Source organism: Streptomyces sp. NPDC031210, from assembly GCF_055570395.1.
On sequence record NZ_JBVIHH010000001.1, the window covers coordinates 23,834 to 39,583 of the forward strand.

The window sequence follows — 15,750 nt, forward strand, 5'->3', positions numbered from 1 at the left end:
GGGGTGTTTCCGTGACGAGCCGTCTGTGACGAGCCGTCTGGTTCCGTACGGGCGCGCACGGTAGGCCCATGCAACGCGATCTGTCGCGGCGGTGTTCTCACGAGTAGGCTCCGGCCCCTGCCGTGCCGCCGCGCAAGCCCTTGGAGGACATCCCGGTATGTCGAAAGCCCGACGTCTCACCGTCCTGGCAGCGGCCGCCGCGCTGGCGGGCTCCTTGGTGGCGGTCCCGGCCGCCGCGCACTCCGCGCCACCGCGGCCCGGCCCCACGGAACAGTCCGGTCCCGCCGCCGCGCCCGCCAAGACACCGCCCGTCAAGACGCCGGTCGCCACGGGCTCCGGAGGCGCGGTCGCCAGCGTCGACGCGGACGCCTCGGCCGCCGGCATCGAGGTGCTGAGGAAGGGGGGCAACGCCGTGGACGCGGCGGTCGCCACCGCCGCCGCCCTAGGCGTCACCGAGCCGTATTCCGCGGGCATCGGTGGCGGCGGCTACCTCGTCTACTACGACGCCAGGTCACGGACCGTGCGGACCCTCGACGGCCGGGAGACCGCACCCCGGTCGGCCGGCAAGGACCTCTTCCTGGAGAACGGCAAGCCCATCTCGTTCGACCAGGCCGTCACCAGCGGCCTGAGCGTCGGCACGCCCGGCACACCCGCCACCTGGGACACCGCACTGGACAAGTGGGGCAGCCGGTCCCTGAGCCAAGTGCTGCGCCCCGCCCAGAAGCTCGCCCGGCACGGCTTCACCGTCGACCCCACCTTCCGCCGGCAAACCGCGGACAACGAGGCGCGCTTCCGCGACTTCCCGGCGAGCGCCCGCCTCTTCCTGCCCGGGGGCAAGCTCCCGGTGGTCGGCACGACCCTCCGGAACACCGATCTGGCCCGCACCTACGGCGAGTTGGCGACGAAGGGCATCGGGGCGCTCTACGACGGAAAGCTGGGCGAGGACATCGTCCGCACCGTCCGGAAACCCCCGGTCCGCTCCGGCGCCCACCGCACCGTCCGGCCCGGCGACCTGACCGCCGACGACCTGCGGACCTACGAAGCCCTCAGCCAGGCACCGACCCGCACCGCCTACCGCGGGCTGGACGTCTACGGCATGGCCCCCTCCTCGTCCGGTGGCACGAGCGTCGCCGAGGCGCTCAACATCCTGGAGAAGAGCGACGTTTCGCGGCTGAGCGAGAAGCGGTATCTGCACCGCTACATCGAGGCCAGCCGGATCGCCTTCGCCGATCGCGGCCGCTGGGTCGGCGACCCGGCCCACGAGGACGTACCGACCAAGGGCCTCACCTCGCAGGCGTTCGCCGACTCCCGGGAATGCCTGATCAAGGACGACGCGGTGCTGACCAGCCCGCTCGCGCCCGGCGACCCCCGCGACCCCAAGGGCTGCGACACGGCCGGCAAGGCCGCCCCGACGACGTACGAGGGGGAGAACACCACCCATCTGACCGTCGCCGACAAGTGGGGCAACGTCGTCGCCTACACCCTGACCATCGAGCAGACCGGCGGCAGCGGAATTGTCGTGCCCGGCCGCGGCTTCCTGCTCAACAACGAACTCACCGACTTCTCCTTCGCACCCGCCTCCCCCTCCGTCCACGACCCGAACCTGCCGGGCCCCGCGAAGCGGCCGCGCTCGTCGATGTCCCCGACGATCGTGCTGCGCGACGGACGGCCGGTGGTCGCGCTCGGCTCGCCCGGCGGCTCGACGATCATCACCACCGTGCTGCAGACCCTCGTCAACCATCTGGACCGGGGGATGCCGCTGGTCGACGCCATCGCCGCGCCGCGCGCCAGCCAGCGCAACGCGGCGGCCACCGAACTCGAACCGGGCCTCTGGGACAGCCGGCTGCGCGGCCAACTCGAAGCGTTGGGCCACGTCTTCAAACAGAACCCGGAGATCGGCGCGGCCACCGGCGTCCAGCGGCTGCCGGACGGCCGCTGGCGCGCGGCCGCCGAGAAGGTTCGCCGCGGCGGCGGCTCGGCGAGGGTGGTCAACCCGTCGTGACCCCGATGGCGCACCACCGACGGCCCACGGGCCACGCCCCACGGCCCACGGGCCACGCCCCACGACACCCGGCGCCGCCCAGAGCCCCCGTTCCGGGCGGCCCCGGGCAGCCGGGCCCCCTCCGCGGCCGTCGCCTGCCGCCCGCGCCCCGTGCGCGCCGGGCCCGTGCCGTCAACGGGCGCCCCGGCCCCATGCCGTCGTCCGCCTCCCGCCCGCCTCCCCTCCGTATCCTGTCCCTATGCCGTCCGTGTGTCGTCGCGGTGCCGCGCCGTGGGTGTCATTGCTGGCCCCCGCCCCGGCCATTAGCCTCCGGGGACCGTTCGTTCGAAAAGGGACGGTCCCAGGGAGGGCTTGACCGTGAGCGTTGACGAAAGCCGTGACAGCAAGACCGGACCCGTTCCGGCCGGCCCCGCCCGGGACAGCGCCGGGGAATGCGAGGGGCTCGCCGAGCAGGCGCGGGCCCTGGCCGAGGGGCAGGTCAGCTCGGCCATGCTGGTGCGGCGGTCGCTGGAGCGCATCGAGGCCACCCAGGACACCGTCAACGCCTTCCGGCGGGTACGGGCCGAGGCGGCACTGGCGGAAGCCGTGGAAGCCGACCGCCGGCTCGCCGCCGGGGAGCGGCTGCCGCTGCTCGGTGTGCCGGTCGCCGTCAAGGACGACACCGACGTGGCGGGCGAGCCGACCGCCTTCGGCTGCGCGGGGGAGTTCCCGCCCAAGGCCCGGGACGCCGAGGTCGTCCGGCGGTTGCGCGCGGCGGGCGCCGTCATCGTCGGCAAGACCAACGCCTGCGAACTGGGGCAGTGGCCTTTCACCGAGGGACCGGCTTTCGGCGAGACCCGCAACCCGTGGAACCTCGCCCACACCCCGGGCGGCTCCTCAGGCGGCTCGGCCGCCGCGGTCGCCGCCGGGCTCGTCCCGGCCGCGCTCGGCACCGACGGCGCCGGCTCCGTCCGCATCCCCGCCGCCTGGTCCCACCTCGTCGGTATCAAACCCCAGCGCGGCCGTATCTCCACCTGGCCGGACCCCGAAGCCTTCCACGGCATCACCGGGATCGGCCCGCTCGCCCGCACCGTCGAGGACGCGGCGCTGCTGCTGGACGCCGCGAGCGGCAACCACGACGGCGACCTGCACCGGCCGCGTCCGATCGCGGCCCGCGAGGCGGTCGGCCGCGATCCGGGTCGGCTGCGCATCGCCCTGTCCTGGAAGCCCGCCTTCACCGGCACCCCCAAACCCCTGCACCCCGAGGTGCGGGCGGCCGTCACCGACCTCGCCCGCACGCTCGCCCGCCTCGGCCACTTCGTCGAGGAGGCGGAGCCGGACTACGGCCTGATCGGTCTGGCCTTCGTGCCCCGCGCCACGGCCGGATTGGGCCAGTGGGCCGCCCGCGTCCCCGACCGCGCCCTGCTGGACCGCCGAACCCGGGCCGCGGCGCGCCTGGGCCGGCTGCTGGGCGGACCCGTACTCCGCCGGGCCCGCGCCGTCGAAAAGCGCCAACACCGGCGGATCGGCGCACTGTTCGGCCAGTACGACGTGCTGCTGACACCGACCACCGCCACCCCGCCGCCCCGCATCGGAACCCTGGCCAAGCTCAGCGGCTGGCGCACCGACCAGGCCATGATCGCGGCCTGCCCGTACGCCTGGCCGTGGAACGTTCTCGGCTGGCCGGGGGTGAACGTACCCGCCGGTTTCACCACGGACGGCCTGCCGCTGGGCGCCCAACTCCTCGGCCCTTCCCACGCCGAGCCGCTGCTGATCTCCCTGGCCGCCCAACTGGAGGACGAACTGCGCTGGCACGAGCGGCGCCCGGCCTGACCAGCCCGTCCCGCCGGGGGTGCGTGGGCCGTGGGCGAGGCCGCGTCCGGGCCGGGCAGTGTCGTACAACTCCGCGCGTGCCGCACAACGAGGCCGGGTCCCCGGTCCGCGCGGGGCACCGCACACGAGGCCGCGTCCGGGCAGTGTGGTGCCGCCCAACGCGCCCATCATCCCGCCTGTCATCCCGCCCAACGCGCCCGTCATCCCCGTACGGCGCGCCTCCTCATCGCCGCACCCCGTGCCCGCTCATTGCCGGAGCAGTCGCCTCAGGAGTGCGGTCGCCGCGGCCACGGTCCGCTGTTCCTCGGCCGTCAGCCCCTCGGCGAGGGCCACGGTGAGCCAGTCGTGCCCGTCCCGCCGTACGGCGTCCAGTGTGCGGCGGCCGTCCTCGGTGAGGGAGAAGACGACCTGGCGACCGTCGGTCGGATGCGGGCCGCGGGCCAGGATGCCGCTCTCCTCCAGCGCCGCGAGGGTGATCCGCATGGACTGCGGGCGGACCAGTTCGGCCCGGGCCAGCGCCGCCGTGGTGGCGGGCCCGTCGGCGTCGATACGGGAGAGGACCGAGCGCTGGGCCGGGGTGAGACCACCCGGCGGGGAGTGGGCGCGGAGCCGGCGTGCCAACTGTGCCGCGGTCGCGGCCAGATCCGCCGCCAGGGGTTCCCGGTCTGTGTCGGACATGCCGCCAAGCCTAGGATTTCCACAGGAAAACTTGCAAGTTAGCCTGCGATGTGCGCGTCCCGAAAAGCTCCCGTAGCACGGCCGTCATCGTCCCGGAAACATGACTGGTGTCGAGTGGGGGCGGGCGGCCGGAGAAGTCCGGCCCCGGGAAGGTGACGGCATGCCGGATACGCAACTCCTCCGTCCGGTGGAGGAGTTCGCACGCTTCCTGACCGGCCTCGCGGGACTGCTCGACCCGGCGGCCGGGTGGTACGGGGTCTTCGCGCACCGCGATCCCGACGGGCTGCGCGCCTGCCTGGACGGGCGCGACGTGCCGCCGTGGGACGTGGTGGAGTCGCTGCTGTACGACCTCACGACGCTGCGCGGGCAGGACGCCGTACGCGACATACGCACGCGCGCCCGGCGGCTGCACGCCTGCGCGGTCGCGCATCACGACGCGGGGCCGGGCGGCCGGCCCGCGCTCCGCGAGCGGCTGGACGTCATGCGCCGCGAGCAGCGGAACGCGGCGCTGCGCGTCCGCGAACTCCAGGGCGCCGCCTGGGCCGCGGCGGGCACCCCGGAGGCGGACCACCTGGGCCGGGAACTGGCCTGGGCCGAGGACGACCACGCCCGCGCGGCCGCCCGCGTCGAGGAACTGCGCTCCCGCCTGGAGGCCCTCGCCCGCCCGGGGCCACTGGAGGACGGCCGGTCCGAGCCGCAAACCGCCCGCTCGCCCGCACCGCATGCCGACCACCTGGCCGGGACGCAAGCGGACCGCCGTCCTGAGCCGCCAGTGGACCGTTCGCCCACACCCCATACGGACCGCCTGCCGGGGCCACTGGCGGACCGCTGGTCCGAGCCGCAAACCGCCCGTCCGCCCGAGCCGCATGCCGACCACCTGGCCGGGCCCCTGTCGGACCGCCGCTCCGAGCCCTCAGTGGACCACCTGCTCACACCCCATCCCGACCAGCCGCCCGGGCCACTGGCGGACCGCCCGCCCGAGCCGCCGGCGGACCGCCGCCCACCACCCCACACGGACCGGCCTCCGGCACCGCACCTGGACGGCCGCCCACAGCCCCACACGGTCCAGCCTCCGGCACCGCACACGGACCGGTCCCCGGCCCCCCACGCAGACCGCCCGCCCGAACCCCAGCCCCAGCCCCAGTCCCCGCCCAAAGCCAAGAAGACCAAGCCGGCGAAAGCCAAACGGGCGCCCCGTCCGCGCGGCGCGCGGTTCGCGGGGCTGGAGCTGTCGGACGACGACGCGGCGGTGGGAACGGTGCCGCTGCTGCCGGATGTCGGGCCGGAGACCTTCCCGGACGCGGCGTCCCAGGGCGCACCCGGCGGCGACCGCGCCGGTTCCGGCCGCTCCCCGCGCGGCGCCCGTTTCGCCGGGGCGTACGACGACCCGGCCGACGCCTCCGCGACCGCGGCGCATGCCGCAGGGCAGGCCCCGGGCGCCGCCCCCGCCCCCGCCGACGACACCGCGGCCCGTCGAGCCGCCGCCGACGCCGTGTCGCGCCTGGCCTACCTGCGCGCGGCCGGCGACGGCGGCGCGGCGCACGCCGAACTGTGCGCGGCCGCGAGCCGCCCCGCTGCCGAACTGCCTCTGCTTCTCGATGCGTTGGAGCAGGCGGGACTCGACTCCGACGTGCCCACCCTGCTCTGGGAAGTGGCCTGCCTGCCGCCCGCCGGGCTGGCCGCGGCCGCCGACGCGCTGGCCGGCGCGGGCCGTCCGCACGACAGCACCGCCCTGCTCCGGCAGGGCGTCTCGCGCCCCGTCGAGGAGGTCGCGCACGCCACCCTCGCCCTGCTGGACGGCGGCCGTGACGCCCAGGCCGTGGAACTGCTCGCCGCCCTCGTACGGGCCCGCACACCGCAGGAGTCGGCCGCGACGGCCGCCGTCGCCCCGGCGCCGCTCGCGCCCCTGCTCCTGGAAGCGGCCCGCACCGTCTCGCCCCACCGGCACAGCGACATTGCGCACGCCCTGCGCGCCGCCGGCTACGACATCCGCTCCTGAAGCCGGCCCGCCGCGGATCGGCGGGGGCGCGCCCCGTACGGGCCGCCGGGCGCGCCCGCCACGGCGTGCCTGCGGCGGCGCCCCCACGGCCGCGGACGCGCCGCGTGAGAGATGGTCTTGCCACGGTGCGTGACGGGGCTTACGGTCGCCTCCACACGCGTAGACAGGCGTGGATCCGCGCACCGACCGCGGGCCGGCGCACCGACAAAGGAGCACCTCATGGCCGATGTTGTGCGTGCCGCACTGGTCCAGGCGACCTGGACCGGCGACACCGAATCGATGATCGCGAAGCACGAGGAACACGCCCGGGCGGCGGCCGCGCAGGGCGCGAAGGTGATCGGCTTCCAAGAGGTCTTCAACGCCCCCTACTTCTGCCAGGTCCAGGACCCCGAGCACTACCGCTGGGCCGAGCCCGTGCCCGACGGCCCGACCGTGCGCCGCATGCAGGCGCTGGCCGCCGAGACCGGCATGGTCATCGTCGTGCCGGTCTTCGAGATCGAGCAGTCCGGCTTCTACTACAACACCGCCGCCGTCATCGACGCCGACGGCACGGTCCTGGGCAGCTACCGCAAACACCACATCCCGCAGGTCAAAGGCTTCTGGGAAAAGTATTACTTCAAACCGGGAAACGCCGGCTGGCCGGTCTTCGACACCGCCGTGGGCAAGGTGGGCGTCTACATCTGCTACGACCGCCATTTCCCGGAAGGCTGGCGGCAGTTGGGCCTCAACGGCGCCCAGCTCGTCTACAACCCCTCCGCCACCTCCCGCGGCCTGTCCGCCTACCTCTGGCAGTTGGAGCAGCCCGCGGCGGCCGTCGCCAACGAGTACTTCATCGCGGCGATCAACCGGGTCGGCGTGGAGGAGTACGGCGACAACGACTTCTACGGCACGAGCTACTTCGTGGACCCGCGCGGCCAGTTCGTCGGCGAGGTCGCCAGTGACTCCAAGGAGGAACTCGTCGTCCGCGACCTCGACTTCGCGATGATCGACGAGGTCCGCAAGCAGTGGGCGTTCTACCGCGACCGCCGTCCCGACGCCTACGACGGGCTGGTGCGGCCGTGACCCACGACGCCCCGAGCCTGTACGACCGCCACCGCGCCGTCCTGCCCTCCTGGCTCAGCCTCTATTACGAACGCCCGCTGGAAATCACCCACGGCGAGGGCCGGCACGTCTGGGACGCCGACGGCAACCGCTATCTCGACTTCTTCGGCGGCATCCTCACCACCATGACGGCGCACGCCCTGCCGGAGGTCACCAAGGCGGTCGGTGAGCAGGCCGGCCGCATCATCCACACCTCGACGCTCTATCTCTCCCGCCCCATGGTCGAGTTGGCCGAGCGGATCGCCACCCTCTCCGGCATCGCCGATGCCCGCGTCTTCTTCACCACCTCCGGCACGGAGGCCAACGACGCGGCCCTGCTGCTGGCCACCACCCACCGCCGCTCCAACCAGGTGCTGGCGATGCGCAACAGCTACCACGGCCGGTCGTTCTCCTCCATCGGTGTCACCGGCAACGCCAGTTGGTCGCCGACCAGCCTCTCGCCGCTCCAGACGCTGTACGTGCACGGCGGGGTGCGCAGCCGCGGCCCGTACGCGCACCTGGGCGACGCCGAGTACATCGCGGCCTGCGTCGCGGACCTCGAGGACATGCTCCAGCAGACCGCCGGCGGCGTCGCCGCGCTGATCGCCGAACCGATCCAGGGCGTGGGCGGGTTCACCGCGCCCCCCGACGGCCTCTACGCCGCGTTCCACGAGGTCCTCGACCGGCACGGCATCCTGTGGATCAGCGACGAGGTGCAGACCGGCTGGGGCCGCACCGGTGACCACTTCTGGGGCTGGCAGGCGCACGCCGACAACGGCCCGCCGGACATGCTGACCTTCGCCAAGGGCATCGGCAACGGCATGTCCATCGGCGGCGTGGTCGCCCGCGCCGAGGTGATGAACGCCCTCCCCGCCAACTCCATCTCGACCTTCGGCGGCAGCCCGGTCACGATGGCCGCGGGCCTGGCCAACCTCACCTACCTCCTCGAACACGACCTCCAGGGCAACGCCCGGCGCGTCGGCGGCCTGCTCATCGAGCGGCTGCGGGCGGTCGCGGCCGGGATGTCCTTCGTCCGGGAGGTGCGCGGCCGCGGCCTGATGATCGGCGTCGAGCTGGTCCGCCCCGGCACCGACGCGCGCTCGCCGGAGGCGGCCTCCCTGGTCATCGAGGAGGCCCGCGAACGGGGCCTGCTGATCGGCAAGGGCGGCCAGGGCGGCGCGTCCCTGCGCATCGCCCCGCCGATGACCCTGACCGTGGCGGAGGCCGAGGAAGGCGCGGCCCTGCTCGCGGACGCGCTGCGGGCGGTGCGGGACCGGCTGGTCGCGGGGTAGGACGGCGACCGGGCACCGTGAAGGACGGCCGCCGGGCATCGGGAACGGCGGCCGCCGACGCACCCGGGGAGGAGGCCGCCGACGCACCCGGGAACGGCGGCCGCCGACGCACCGGGGGAGGAGGGCGCCCGCCGGCCTTCCCGCTCCGGCCGTGCCCGCCTACCCGCCGCCCCCGCCTACCCCTCCGCCCCCGCCCCCGCCACGGCCCGCACCGTGTCGGCCACCAGTGTGAAGAAGCGGGTGTGCGCGCGGCGGCTGCACGGAGCTTCGGGGTTCCACGGCAGCAGCCGCGCCCGCGCCTCGATCGCGCGCCAGTGCTCGTCGGTGCGCAGGGCTTCGGGACGGGCGGCGTTGGCCCGTACGTCGGTCAGGACGACGTCCGGGCGCATCCCGGCGGCCTCCGCCCAGCCGACCGTCGACCAGTTCGCGCCGGACCCGGCGGCCGGCTCCACCAGGCCGACGCCGTGCTCGGCGAGCGCCCGCAGGTCCGGCCAGGCGCCGGGCCGGGCCAGATGGACACGGTCCGGGCCGGCCGGGGACAGCGCCACCACGCGAGGGCGCGCCGGCCCGCCCGTCGCCTGCCGCAGGGCGTCCTCCGCCGCGTCCAACTCCCGTGCGCACGCCAGTGGTTCGCCCAGGCCCAGCGAGCCGGACAGCGCCGCGAACCGTTCGCGGACCTCGGCCAGACCGCGCCCGGGCCCCACCGCCAGACACACCACCGGGACCTCGGCCTCCAGCTCCAGGGCGGTCTTCGCCTCCAGGCCGTAGACCTGCTCGCCGTCGTAGGTGACGGCGACCACGAGGTCCGGTCCGGCCTCCAGGAGGGTGTCCGGATGCAGCGCGTCGCCGGAGCCGAGATACGGGATGTCCGCGAGCGGCAGCTCACCGCTCTTGGCCGGATCGGGGGCGGGGCCGTCGTGCTGGGACCCGAAGACCCCGACCGGGCGTATACCGTGATCCCACAGCGTCGCCCCGGCCTGTATGTACGCCACGATCCGCGTCGGCCGGTCACCGGCGACCGCAAGGCGCCCCCGGTCGTCGGAGAACTCCCATGGTGTGTGCTGCTCCATGACCTGTCGCCTTTCTGCGTCGTCCGTCCTGACGTGCGGCCGCTCGCGCGGCGGGCCCGCCGGCGTCGGCGGATACCTGCCCATCGGGCCACCCCCGCACCCCTCCGGGCGGCCCGGGCCGCCGGTGCCCGGCCCGCCCGGCGTTGCCCCGCCCGGCTGACCGTCCGCGCAACACGAATGTCGCCGCTGATTAACGGTCACGGTATTGCCACCGTGGGTGACATGCTTCTACGGTCTCCTTCTCAACCGGTATCTACGGGTGTAGACCGGTTGTGACGTGGTGTCAGCGGAGCCTGCCCGCCGAGGAGAGGGTGCGCGTCGAGCTCCGCCTTCCGGTGCCGCCGATGTCGCTGGTGTGGAAGGAGCAGGATTGTGAGCCGTACGGTCGTCCGGGGCGGGCTCGTCATCACCGCCGCCGATGAGATCCACGCCGATGTCCTGGTGGAGGACGGCCGCGTCGCCGCCCTCGCCGCGCACACCAGCCCCTTCGGGGAGAGCTGGAGCCAATCCGCGGACCGCGTCATCGACGCCACCGGCAAGTACGTCGTCCCGGGCGGCGTCGACGCCCACACCCACCTGGACTTCCCCTTCGGCGGGACCGCCTCCTCCGACACCTTCGAGACCGGCACCCGGGCCGCGGCGTGGGGCGGCACCACCACCATCATCGACTTCGCCGTCCAGTCCCGCGGCCAGGCCCTGCGCGCCGGCCTGGACCTCTGGCACGCCAAGTCCGACGCCCGGTGCGCCATCGACTACGCCTTCCACATGATCCTCTCGGACGTGAACGACGACACCCTCAAGGAGATGGACCTCCTCGTCGCCGAGGGCGTGACGTCCTTCAAGCTGTTCACCGCCTACCCCGGCGTCTTCTACAGCGACGACGGGCAGATCCTGCGGGCCCTGCAACAGGCCGCCGGCAACGGCGGGTTGGTGATGATGCACGCGGAGAACGGCATCGCCATCGACGTACTGGTCCAGCAGGCCCTGGAGGCCGGCCGGACCGATCCGCGCTACCACGGCGAGGTGCGGCACGTCCTGCTCGAAGCGGAGGCCACCCACCGCACCATCCAACTGGCGCGGGTCGCCGGGGCCCCGCTGTATGTCGTGCACGTCTCCGCCGAGGAGGCCGTCGCGGAGATCGCGCAGGCCCGCGACAAGGGACTGAACGTCTTCGGCGAGACCTGCCCGCAGTATCTGTTCCTGTCCACCGACAACCTCGCCGAGCCGGACTTCGAGGGCGCCAAGTACGTGTGCAGCACGCCGCTGCGGCCCCGCGAACACCAGGAGGCGCTGTGGCGGGGGCTGCGCACCAACGACCTCCAGGTCGTCTCCACCGACCACTGCCCCTTCTGCTTCCGCGGCCAGAAGGAGCTGGGGCGCGGCGACTTCTCCCGTATCCCCAACGGCCTGCCGGGCGTGGAGCACCGGATGGACCTCCTCCACCAGGGCGTCGTGGAGGGGCGCATCAGCCGCCGCCGCTGGATCGAGATCGCCTGCGCCACCCCGGCCCGGATGTTCGGCCTCTACCCGCAGAAGGGCACCATCGCCCCCGGTACCGACGCCGACCTCGTCATCTACGACCCCACCGCCGAGCAGACCCTGTCCGCCGAGACCCACCACATGAACGTCGACTACTCGGCGTACGAGGGCAAGCGGCTCACCGGACGGGTCGAGACCGTGCTCTCGCGCGGAGAACTCGTCATCGACCGGCGTCAGTACGCCGGACGCGCGGGCCACGGGCTGTACATCCCGCGCGGCACCTGCCAGTACCTCGTCTAAGGAGTGCTGCTGTGGACTTCGGAGTTGTCCTCCAGGCCGACCCGCCCGGATCCGCCGTCGTGGCCCTGATGCGCCGCGCCGAGCGCAACGGCTTCCGCTACGGCTGGACGTTCGACTCGGCCGTCCTGTGGCAGGAACCGTTCGTCCTCTACAGCCGCATCCTGGAACACACCGAACACCTCATCGTCGGCCCGATGGTCACCAACCCCTCCACCCGCACCCCGGAGGTCACCGCCTCCACCTTCGCCACCCTCAACGAGATGTACGGCAACCGCACGGTCTGCGGCATCGGGCGCGGCGACTCCGCGATGCGGGTGGCGGGCCGGCCCCCCAACACCCTGGCGAAGCTGGGGGAGGCGATCGGCGTCATCCGCGACCTGGCCGAGGGCCGGGAGGCGGATCTCGGCGGCCACCGCATCAAGATCCCGTGGATCAAGGACGGCAAACTGCCCGTCTGGATGGGCGCGTACGGCCCCAAGGCCCTCGCCATGGCGGGCCGGCTCGCGGACGGCTTCATCCTCCAGCTCGCCGACCCGTTCCTGACCGAATGGATGATCAAGGCGGTCCGCGCGGCCGCGGTGGACGCCGGACGCGACCCGGCGGACGTCACGATCTGCGTCGCCGCGCCCGCCTACGTCGGCGACGATCTCGCGCACGCCCGCGAGCAGTGCCGGTGGTTCGGCGGCATGGTCGGCAACCACGTCGCGGACCTCGTCGGCCGCTACGGCGAACACTCCGGCATGGTCCCCGACGAGCTGACCGCCTACATCAAGAACCGGGCGGGCTACGACTACTCCCACCACGGCCGCGCGGGCAACCCCGACACCGCGTTCGTACCGGACGCCATCATCGACCGCTTCTGCCTGCTGGGCCCGCCCGAGGCGCATCTGGCCAAGCTGCGGCAGCTCAAGGACCTGGGCGTGGACCAGTTCGCCGTCTACGCCATGCACGACGCCAAGGAAGCCACCATCGACGCCTACGGCACCTACGTCATCCCCGCGTTCGCCGGCTGAGCGGGCACCCGGGCGCCCGCGTGCCCGCGTGCCCGGGGCACGCCGCCGGAGGCACGGGGTCACCGGCGGCCGGCCGGCCGCACCGGACGAAAGGTCTCCGCATGACCGCGACTTCCCCTCCCGTGCCGCCGGAACTCCCCCTCGCGGCGGCGGGACAGCGCACCGCCGCGGACGGCCGGGTGGAGCCCGCGCCCGGCGCGATCGACCCGCACGGCCGCTACAGCAACGCCGACCTGCGGCCGGTTCCGCTCGCCGAACGGCGCTGGACCACCTACAACTTCACCGCGCTGTGGATCGGCATGGCCCACAACATCCCCTCCTGGACCCTCGCCTCCGGCCTGGTGGCGCTCGGCATGGACTGGAAGCAGGCGGTCCTCACCATCGCCCTGGCCAACGTCGTCGTCCTCGGCCCGATGCTGCTCACCGGCCACGCCGGGCCCAAATACGGCATCCCCTTCCCCGTCCTGGCACGCGCCTCCTTCGGCTTGCGCGGCGCCAACCTGCCCGCGCTGCTCAGGGCGGCCGTCGCCTGCTGCTGGTTCGGCATCCAGACCTGGATCGGCGGCCAGGGCGTCTACCTGCTGCTCGGCAAGATATCCGGCGGCGGCTGGTCCGACGCCGCTTCCGTGGGCGGCTATCCCTGGACGCTGTGGCTGTCCTTCGCGGCCTTCTGGGCACTCGAACTCGCCATCATCCACCGGGGGATGGAGACGCTGCGCCGCTTCGAGAACTGGGCCGCGCCGTTCGTCCTCGTCGGCGCGGTCGCCCTGCTGATCTGGATGGCCACGAAGGCCGGCGGCCTCGGCCCGCTCCTCGACCAGCCCGGCACCCTCGGCTGGGACGCCGACTTCTGGCCGGTGTTCTTCCCCTCCCTGATGGGGATGATCGGCTTCTGGGGTAGTCGGACACTACCCCATTAGAGAGACCAGGCCAAGAATGCATACTGAACGGATGTCCCCGACCGTGCGCGCGCCGATACCCGACACCTTCCTGAGTGCCGACCCGGCCGACCTGGTGGACCTCTACGTCCGCAAGTCAACCAAGGTGTCCGGCCACCGGCGGGACCTGTCGACGGACGCCCAGGAAGCACTGGGACGCCGGTGGGCGGAGCGGGAGGGGAAGACCGTCCGGCACGTCTGGAAGGATCTTCTGTCCGGGTACCGGGACATCAAGCGGCCGGACTATGACAAGGCCCTGGCGGCCGTCTCGAAAGGCGAAGTCGGGACGCTCTGGTGTTACCGCGTGGACCGCTGGAGCCGTAAGGGTGCCGGCTCGGTCCTGACCATCCTGGAACCGGCGGACGGGTCTCCGCCGCGCCGACTGATCTTCCATGACGACTACCTGGACAGTTCCAACCCGCGGGACCGGCGCCAGATCATCAACCGGGCGGAGGACGCGCGCGAGGAGTCCGAACGGATCTCCGGCCGGGTGAAGGACACGAAGTCGTTTCAGCGGGACTCCGGGATGTGGGTGGCTGGCGCGACCCCCTATGGCCTGGCCATGGACCCGAAGACGCGGAAGCTCATACCGGATTTGGCTTGGGCCATCCCGCGGGGAGAGGACGCGGAACCTCCGGCAGGGGTGCCGGAGCGACTGGCGAACCTGACGAAGGCGGACGTGGCGGTCCGCATCCACATGGAAGCCCGGACCGCCACCATGTCCACCCGGGACATCTCCAACGGCCTTAATGCCGACGGCATCCCGTCGGCATCGGGCGGCCAGTGGAGTAACCAGGTGGTGTACCACATCGTCCAGAACCCGGCGTACGCCGGATGGCAAACCACGCACACTCAGGAGCGGGGAAAGGGGAAGCGGATCCGGTACCGCAACGAGCGCGGGGAGCTGGTCCGTGTCGGGGTGGCCCTGGTGAGCGACGAACACCAGCGGGAGGCGCAACAGGCCCTGGCTGGCCACCGACTTCCCCAGACGATTGGCGTCCCCCGTACGGGCCTTGCCAAGCACCTATTGACCGACATCACGAAGTGCGATTCGTGCGGCGGGGCAATGACCTTCGAAGGTCGTTCGTACCAGTGCAACAAGGACAAGGTGAAGCCGTGCCCGGCCCCGGCGTCAGCCATGGGCACGTCCCTGGAGGCGTACGTGGTCCAGCGATGGAAAGACCAGCTCACGAACGCCGACTACGAAGACCCGCTCCTGGTGGCCGTGGCCCAGCGCTGGGCGGCCATCAAGGCGCCGAAGGAGACGGAGGACGTACAGGCGGCCCGGACCGCACTTCGCGCGGCGGACGCCAACCTCCAACGGCTCATGAAGGACCGCCAGGCGGGCCACTACGACGGCCCGGCCGCCCGGTACTTCCCCGGACTCCTGAAGGAAGCCAACCAGGCCGTGATGGAGGCTCAGGAGACGTTGGATCGCACCGGTGCCGGGCCCGGCGTGGACATCTCGTTCCTGTTGGAGGAGGAGGAACTGGACGCCGCGTGGGATGACGCGGACCTACCGCTCCGCCGGGACCTTCTCCGCCTGGCCATTGATGAGTTGCGCGTGACCCGGCTCCCGGAGGGGGCACAGAAGCGATTCAAGGGGGATGAGCGCGTGACCATCACCTGGGCGAAGCCGGAGGACTACGAGGAGCAAGAGGAGTTCACCGCTACCGCCTGATGTGCGTGAGTCGCGCCCTGTCGCCGACCACGCCCACCAGCCACGCCAGTTGAGGGCCGTTCCCCGCCAGGGATGCGGCCCTCTCTCGCGTTCTGTGACGAAGGGGGCTGTGACAGTCACTGGGCGTGAGTCCTACAGCAAAAGAACTGCTGTTACCCCCTTCTTCTCTATAACGCGTATGAGGAAGAAGGTACGGACAGCACTTTTCTTGCTGTGCCCAGCCGGGACGGCGCGGGAGCCCCCGGCGGAGGGCCCTGGCGGCCGGGCCGTTCCTCGCGCGACCGCTACGGCCGATGTCACAGCCCCCACAGAACTACATTGAGCAGGAAGGGAGTTCGGTCACTCGGACCGGTGCCCCTGGGGCGGTCGACACCGACCCTTCCCGCTCGTGGCTCCCTGCCCCGTT

The 15,750-nt window shown here is 72.8% G+C and carries 10 protein-coding genes and 1 pseudogene; 9 read left to right on the top strand and 2 right to left on the bottom strand.

The annotated features are described in order from the left end of the window. The first annotated feature begins 157 nt into the window (after window positions 1-157). Together ggt and ACZ45Z_RS00125 are read left to right on the top strand one after the other, a co-directional pair. On the top strand, window positions 158-2,002 hold the full coding sequence (gene ggt / locus ACZ45Z_RS00120; protein ID WP_468353784.1) for a gamma-glutamyltransferase: 1,845 nt from the start codon (window positions 158-160) through the stop codon (window positions 2,000-2,002). A 357-nt stretch (window positions 2,003-2,359) separates the two neighbouring features. Next, window positions 2,360-3,814, top strand: coding sequence for an amidase (locus tag ACZ45Z_RS00125; RefSeq protein ID WP_468353786.1), 1,455 nt, complete (start codon window positions 2,360-2,362; stop codon window positions 3,812-3,814). Window positions 3,815-4,060: 246 nt separating this feature from the next. Here ACZ45Z_RS00125 and ACZ45Z_RS00130 read toward each other — a convergent pair whose 3' ends face one another. After that, window positions 4,061-4,492, bottom strand: a complete 432-nt coding sequence (locus tag ACZ45Z_RS00130) for a MarR family winged helix-turn-helix transcriptional regulator (RefSeq protein WP_468353788.1) — start codon at window positions 4,490-4,492, stop codon at window positions 4,061-4,063. Window positions 4,493-4,652: 160 nt separating this feature from the next. Between ACZ45Z_RS00130 and ACZ45Z_RS00135 the strand changes: the two genes are divergently transcribed. The 3 genes from ACZ45Z_RS00135 (at window position 4,653) to ACZ45Z_RS00145 (ending at window position 8,863) form a co-directional block, all read left to right on the top strand. Then, on the top strand, window positions 4,653-6,491 hold the full coding sequence (locus tag ACZ45Z_RS00135) for a hypothetical protein (RefSeq protein WP_468353790.1): 1,839 nt from the start codon (window positions 4,653-4,655) through the stop codon (window positions 6,489-6,491). 219 nt (window positions 6,492-6,710) lie between these two features. Next, window positions 6,711-7,553, top strand: a complete 843-nt coding sequence (locus ACZ45Z_RS00140) for a nitrilase-related carbon-nitrogen hydrolase (RefSeq protein ID WP_468353792.1) — start codon at window positions 6,711-6,713, stop codon at window positions 7,551-7,553. Further along, window positions 7,550-8,863 carry an aspartate aminotransferase family protein gene (locus ACZ45Z_RS00145; protein ID WP_468353794.1) on the top strand — a complete coding sequence of 438 codons (1,314 nt, stop codon included), beginning with the start codon at window positions 7,550-7,552 and terminating at the stop codon, window positions 8,861-8,863. The genes ACZ45Z_RS00140 and ACZ45Z_RS00145 overlap by 4 nt, the downstream gene beginning before the upstream one ends. A gap of 176 nt (window positions 8,864-9,039) precedes the next feature. Here ACZ45Z_RS00145 and ACZ45Z_RS00150 read toward each other — a convergent pair whose 3' ends face one another. Then, window positions 9,040-9,933, bottom strand: coding sequence for an ABC transporter substrate-binding protein (locus tag ACZ45Z_RS00150; protein ID WP_468353796.1), 894 nt, complete (start codon window positions 9,931-9,933; stop codon window positions 9,040-9,042). Window positions 9,934-10,305: 372 nt separating this feature from the next. Here ACZ45Z_RS00150 and hydA point away from each other — a divergent pair, with 372 nt between their 5' ends. The 4 genes and pseudogenes from hydA (at window position 10,306) to ACZ45Z_RS00170 (ending at window position 15,344) form a co-directional block, all read left to right on the top strand. Continuing rightward, the gene (gene hydA, locus ACZ45Z_RS00155; RefSeq protein WP_468353798.1) at window positions 10,306-11,712 is read left to right on the top strand and encodes a dihydropyrimidinase; all 1,407 of its coding nucleotides are present in this window, start codon (window positions 10,306-10,308) and stop codon (window positions 11,710-11,712) included. Between the two features lie 11 nt (window positions 11,713-11,723). Continuing rightward, the gene (locus tag ACZ45Z_RS00160) at window positions 11,724-12,725 is read left to right on the top strand and encodes a TIGR03842 family LLM class F420-dependent oxidoreductase (protein WP_468353800.1); all 1,002 of its coding nucleotides are present in this window, start codon (window positions 11,724-11,726) and stop codon (window positions 12,723-12,725) included. 101 nt (window positions 12,726-12,826) lie between these two features. Further along, window positions 12,827-13,636: pseudogene (locus tag ACZ45Z_RS00165) on the top strand (cytosine permease); the annotation flags it as partial. Window positions 13,637-13,676: 40 nt separating this feature from the next. Next, window positions 13,677-15,344 carry a recombinase family protein gene (locus ACZ45Z_RS00170; RefSeq protein ID WP_468353802.1) on the top strand — a complete coding sequence of 556 codons (1,668 nt, stop codon included), beginning with the start codon at window positions 13,677-13,679 and terminating at the stop codon, window positions 15,342-15,344. The last annotated feature ends 406 nt before the right edge of the window (window positions 15,345-15,750 follow it).

Bases quoted from the DNA above. Each gene is read 5' to 3' on its own strand.
- ACZ45Z_RS00130 (WP_468353788.1), bottom strand. From the start codon at position 4,492: ATGTCCGACACAGACCGGGAACCCCTGGCGGCGGATCTGGCCGCGACC.
- ggt (WP_468353784.1), top strand. From the start codon at position 158: ATGTCGAAAGCCCGACGTCTCACCGTCCTGGCAGCGGCCGCCGCGCTG.
- ACZ45Z_RS00140 (WP_468353792.1), top strand. From the start codon at position 6,711: ATGGCCGATGTTGTGCGTGCCGCACTGGTCCAGGCGACCTGGACCGGC.
- ACZ45Z_RS00135 (WP_468353790.1), top strand. From the start codon at position 4,653: ATGCCGGATACGCAACTCCTCCGTCCGGTGGAGGAGTTCGCACGCTTC.
- ACZ45Z_RS00150 (WP_468353796.1), bottom strand. From the start codon at position 9,933: ATGGAGCAGCACACACCATGGGAGTTCTCCGACGACCGGGGGCGCCTT.
- ACZ45Z_RS00170 (WP_468353802.1), top strand. From the start codon at position 13,677: ATGTCCCCGACCGTGCGCGCGCCGATACCCGACACCTTCCTGAGTGCC.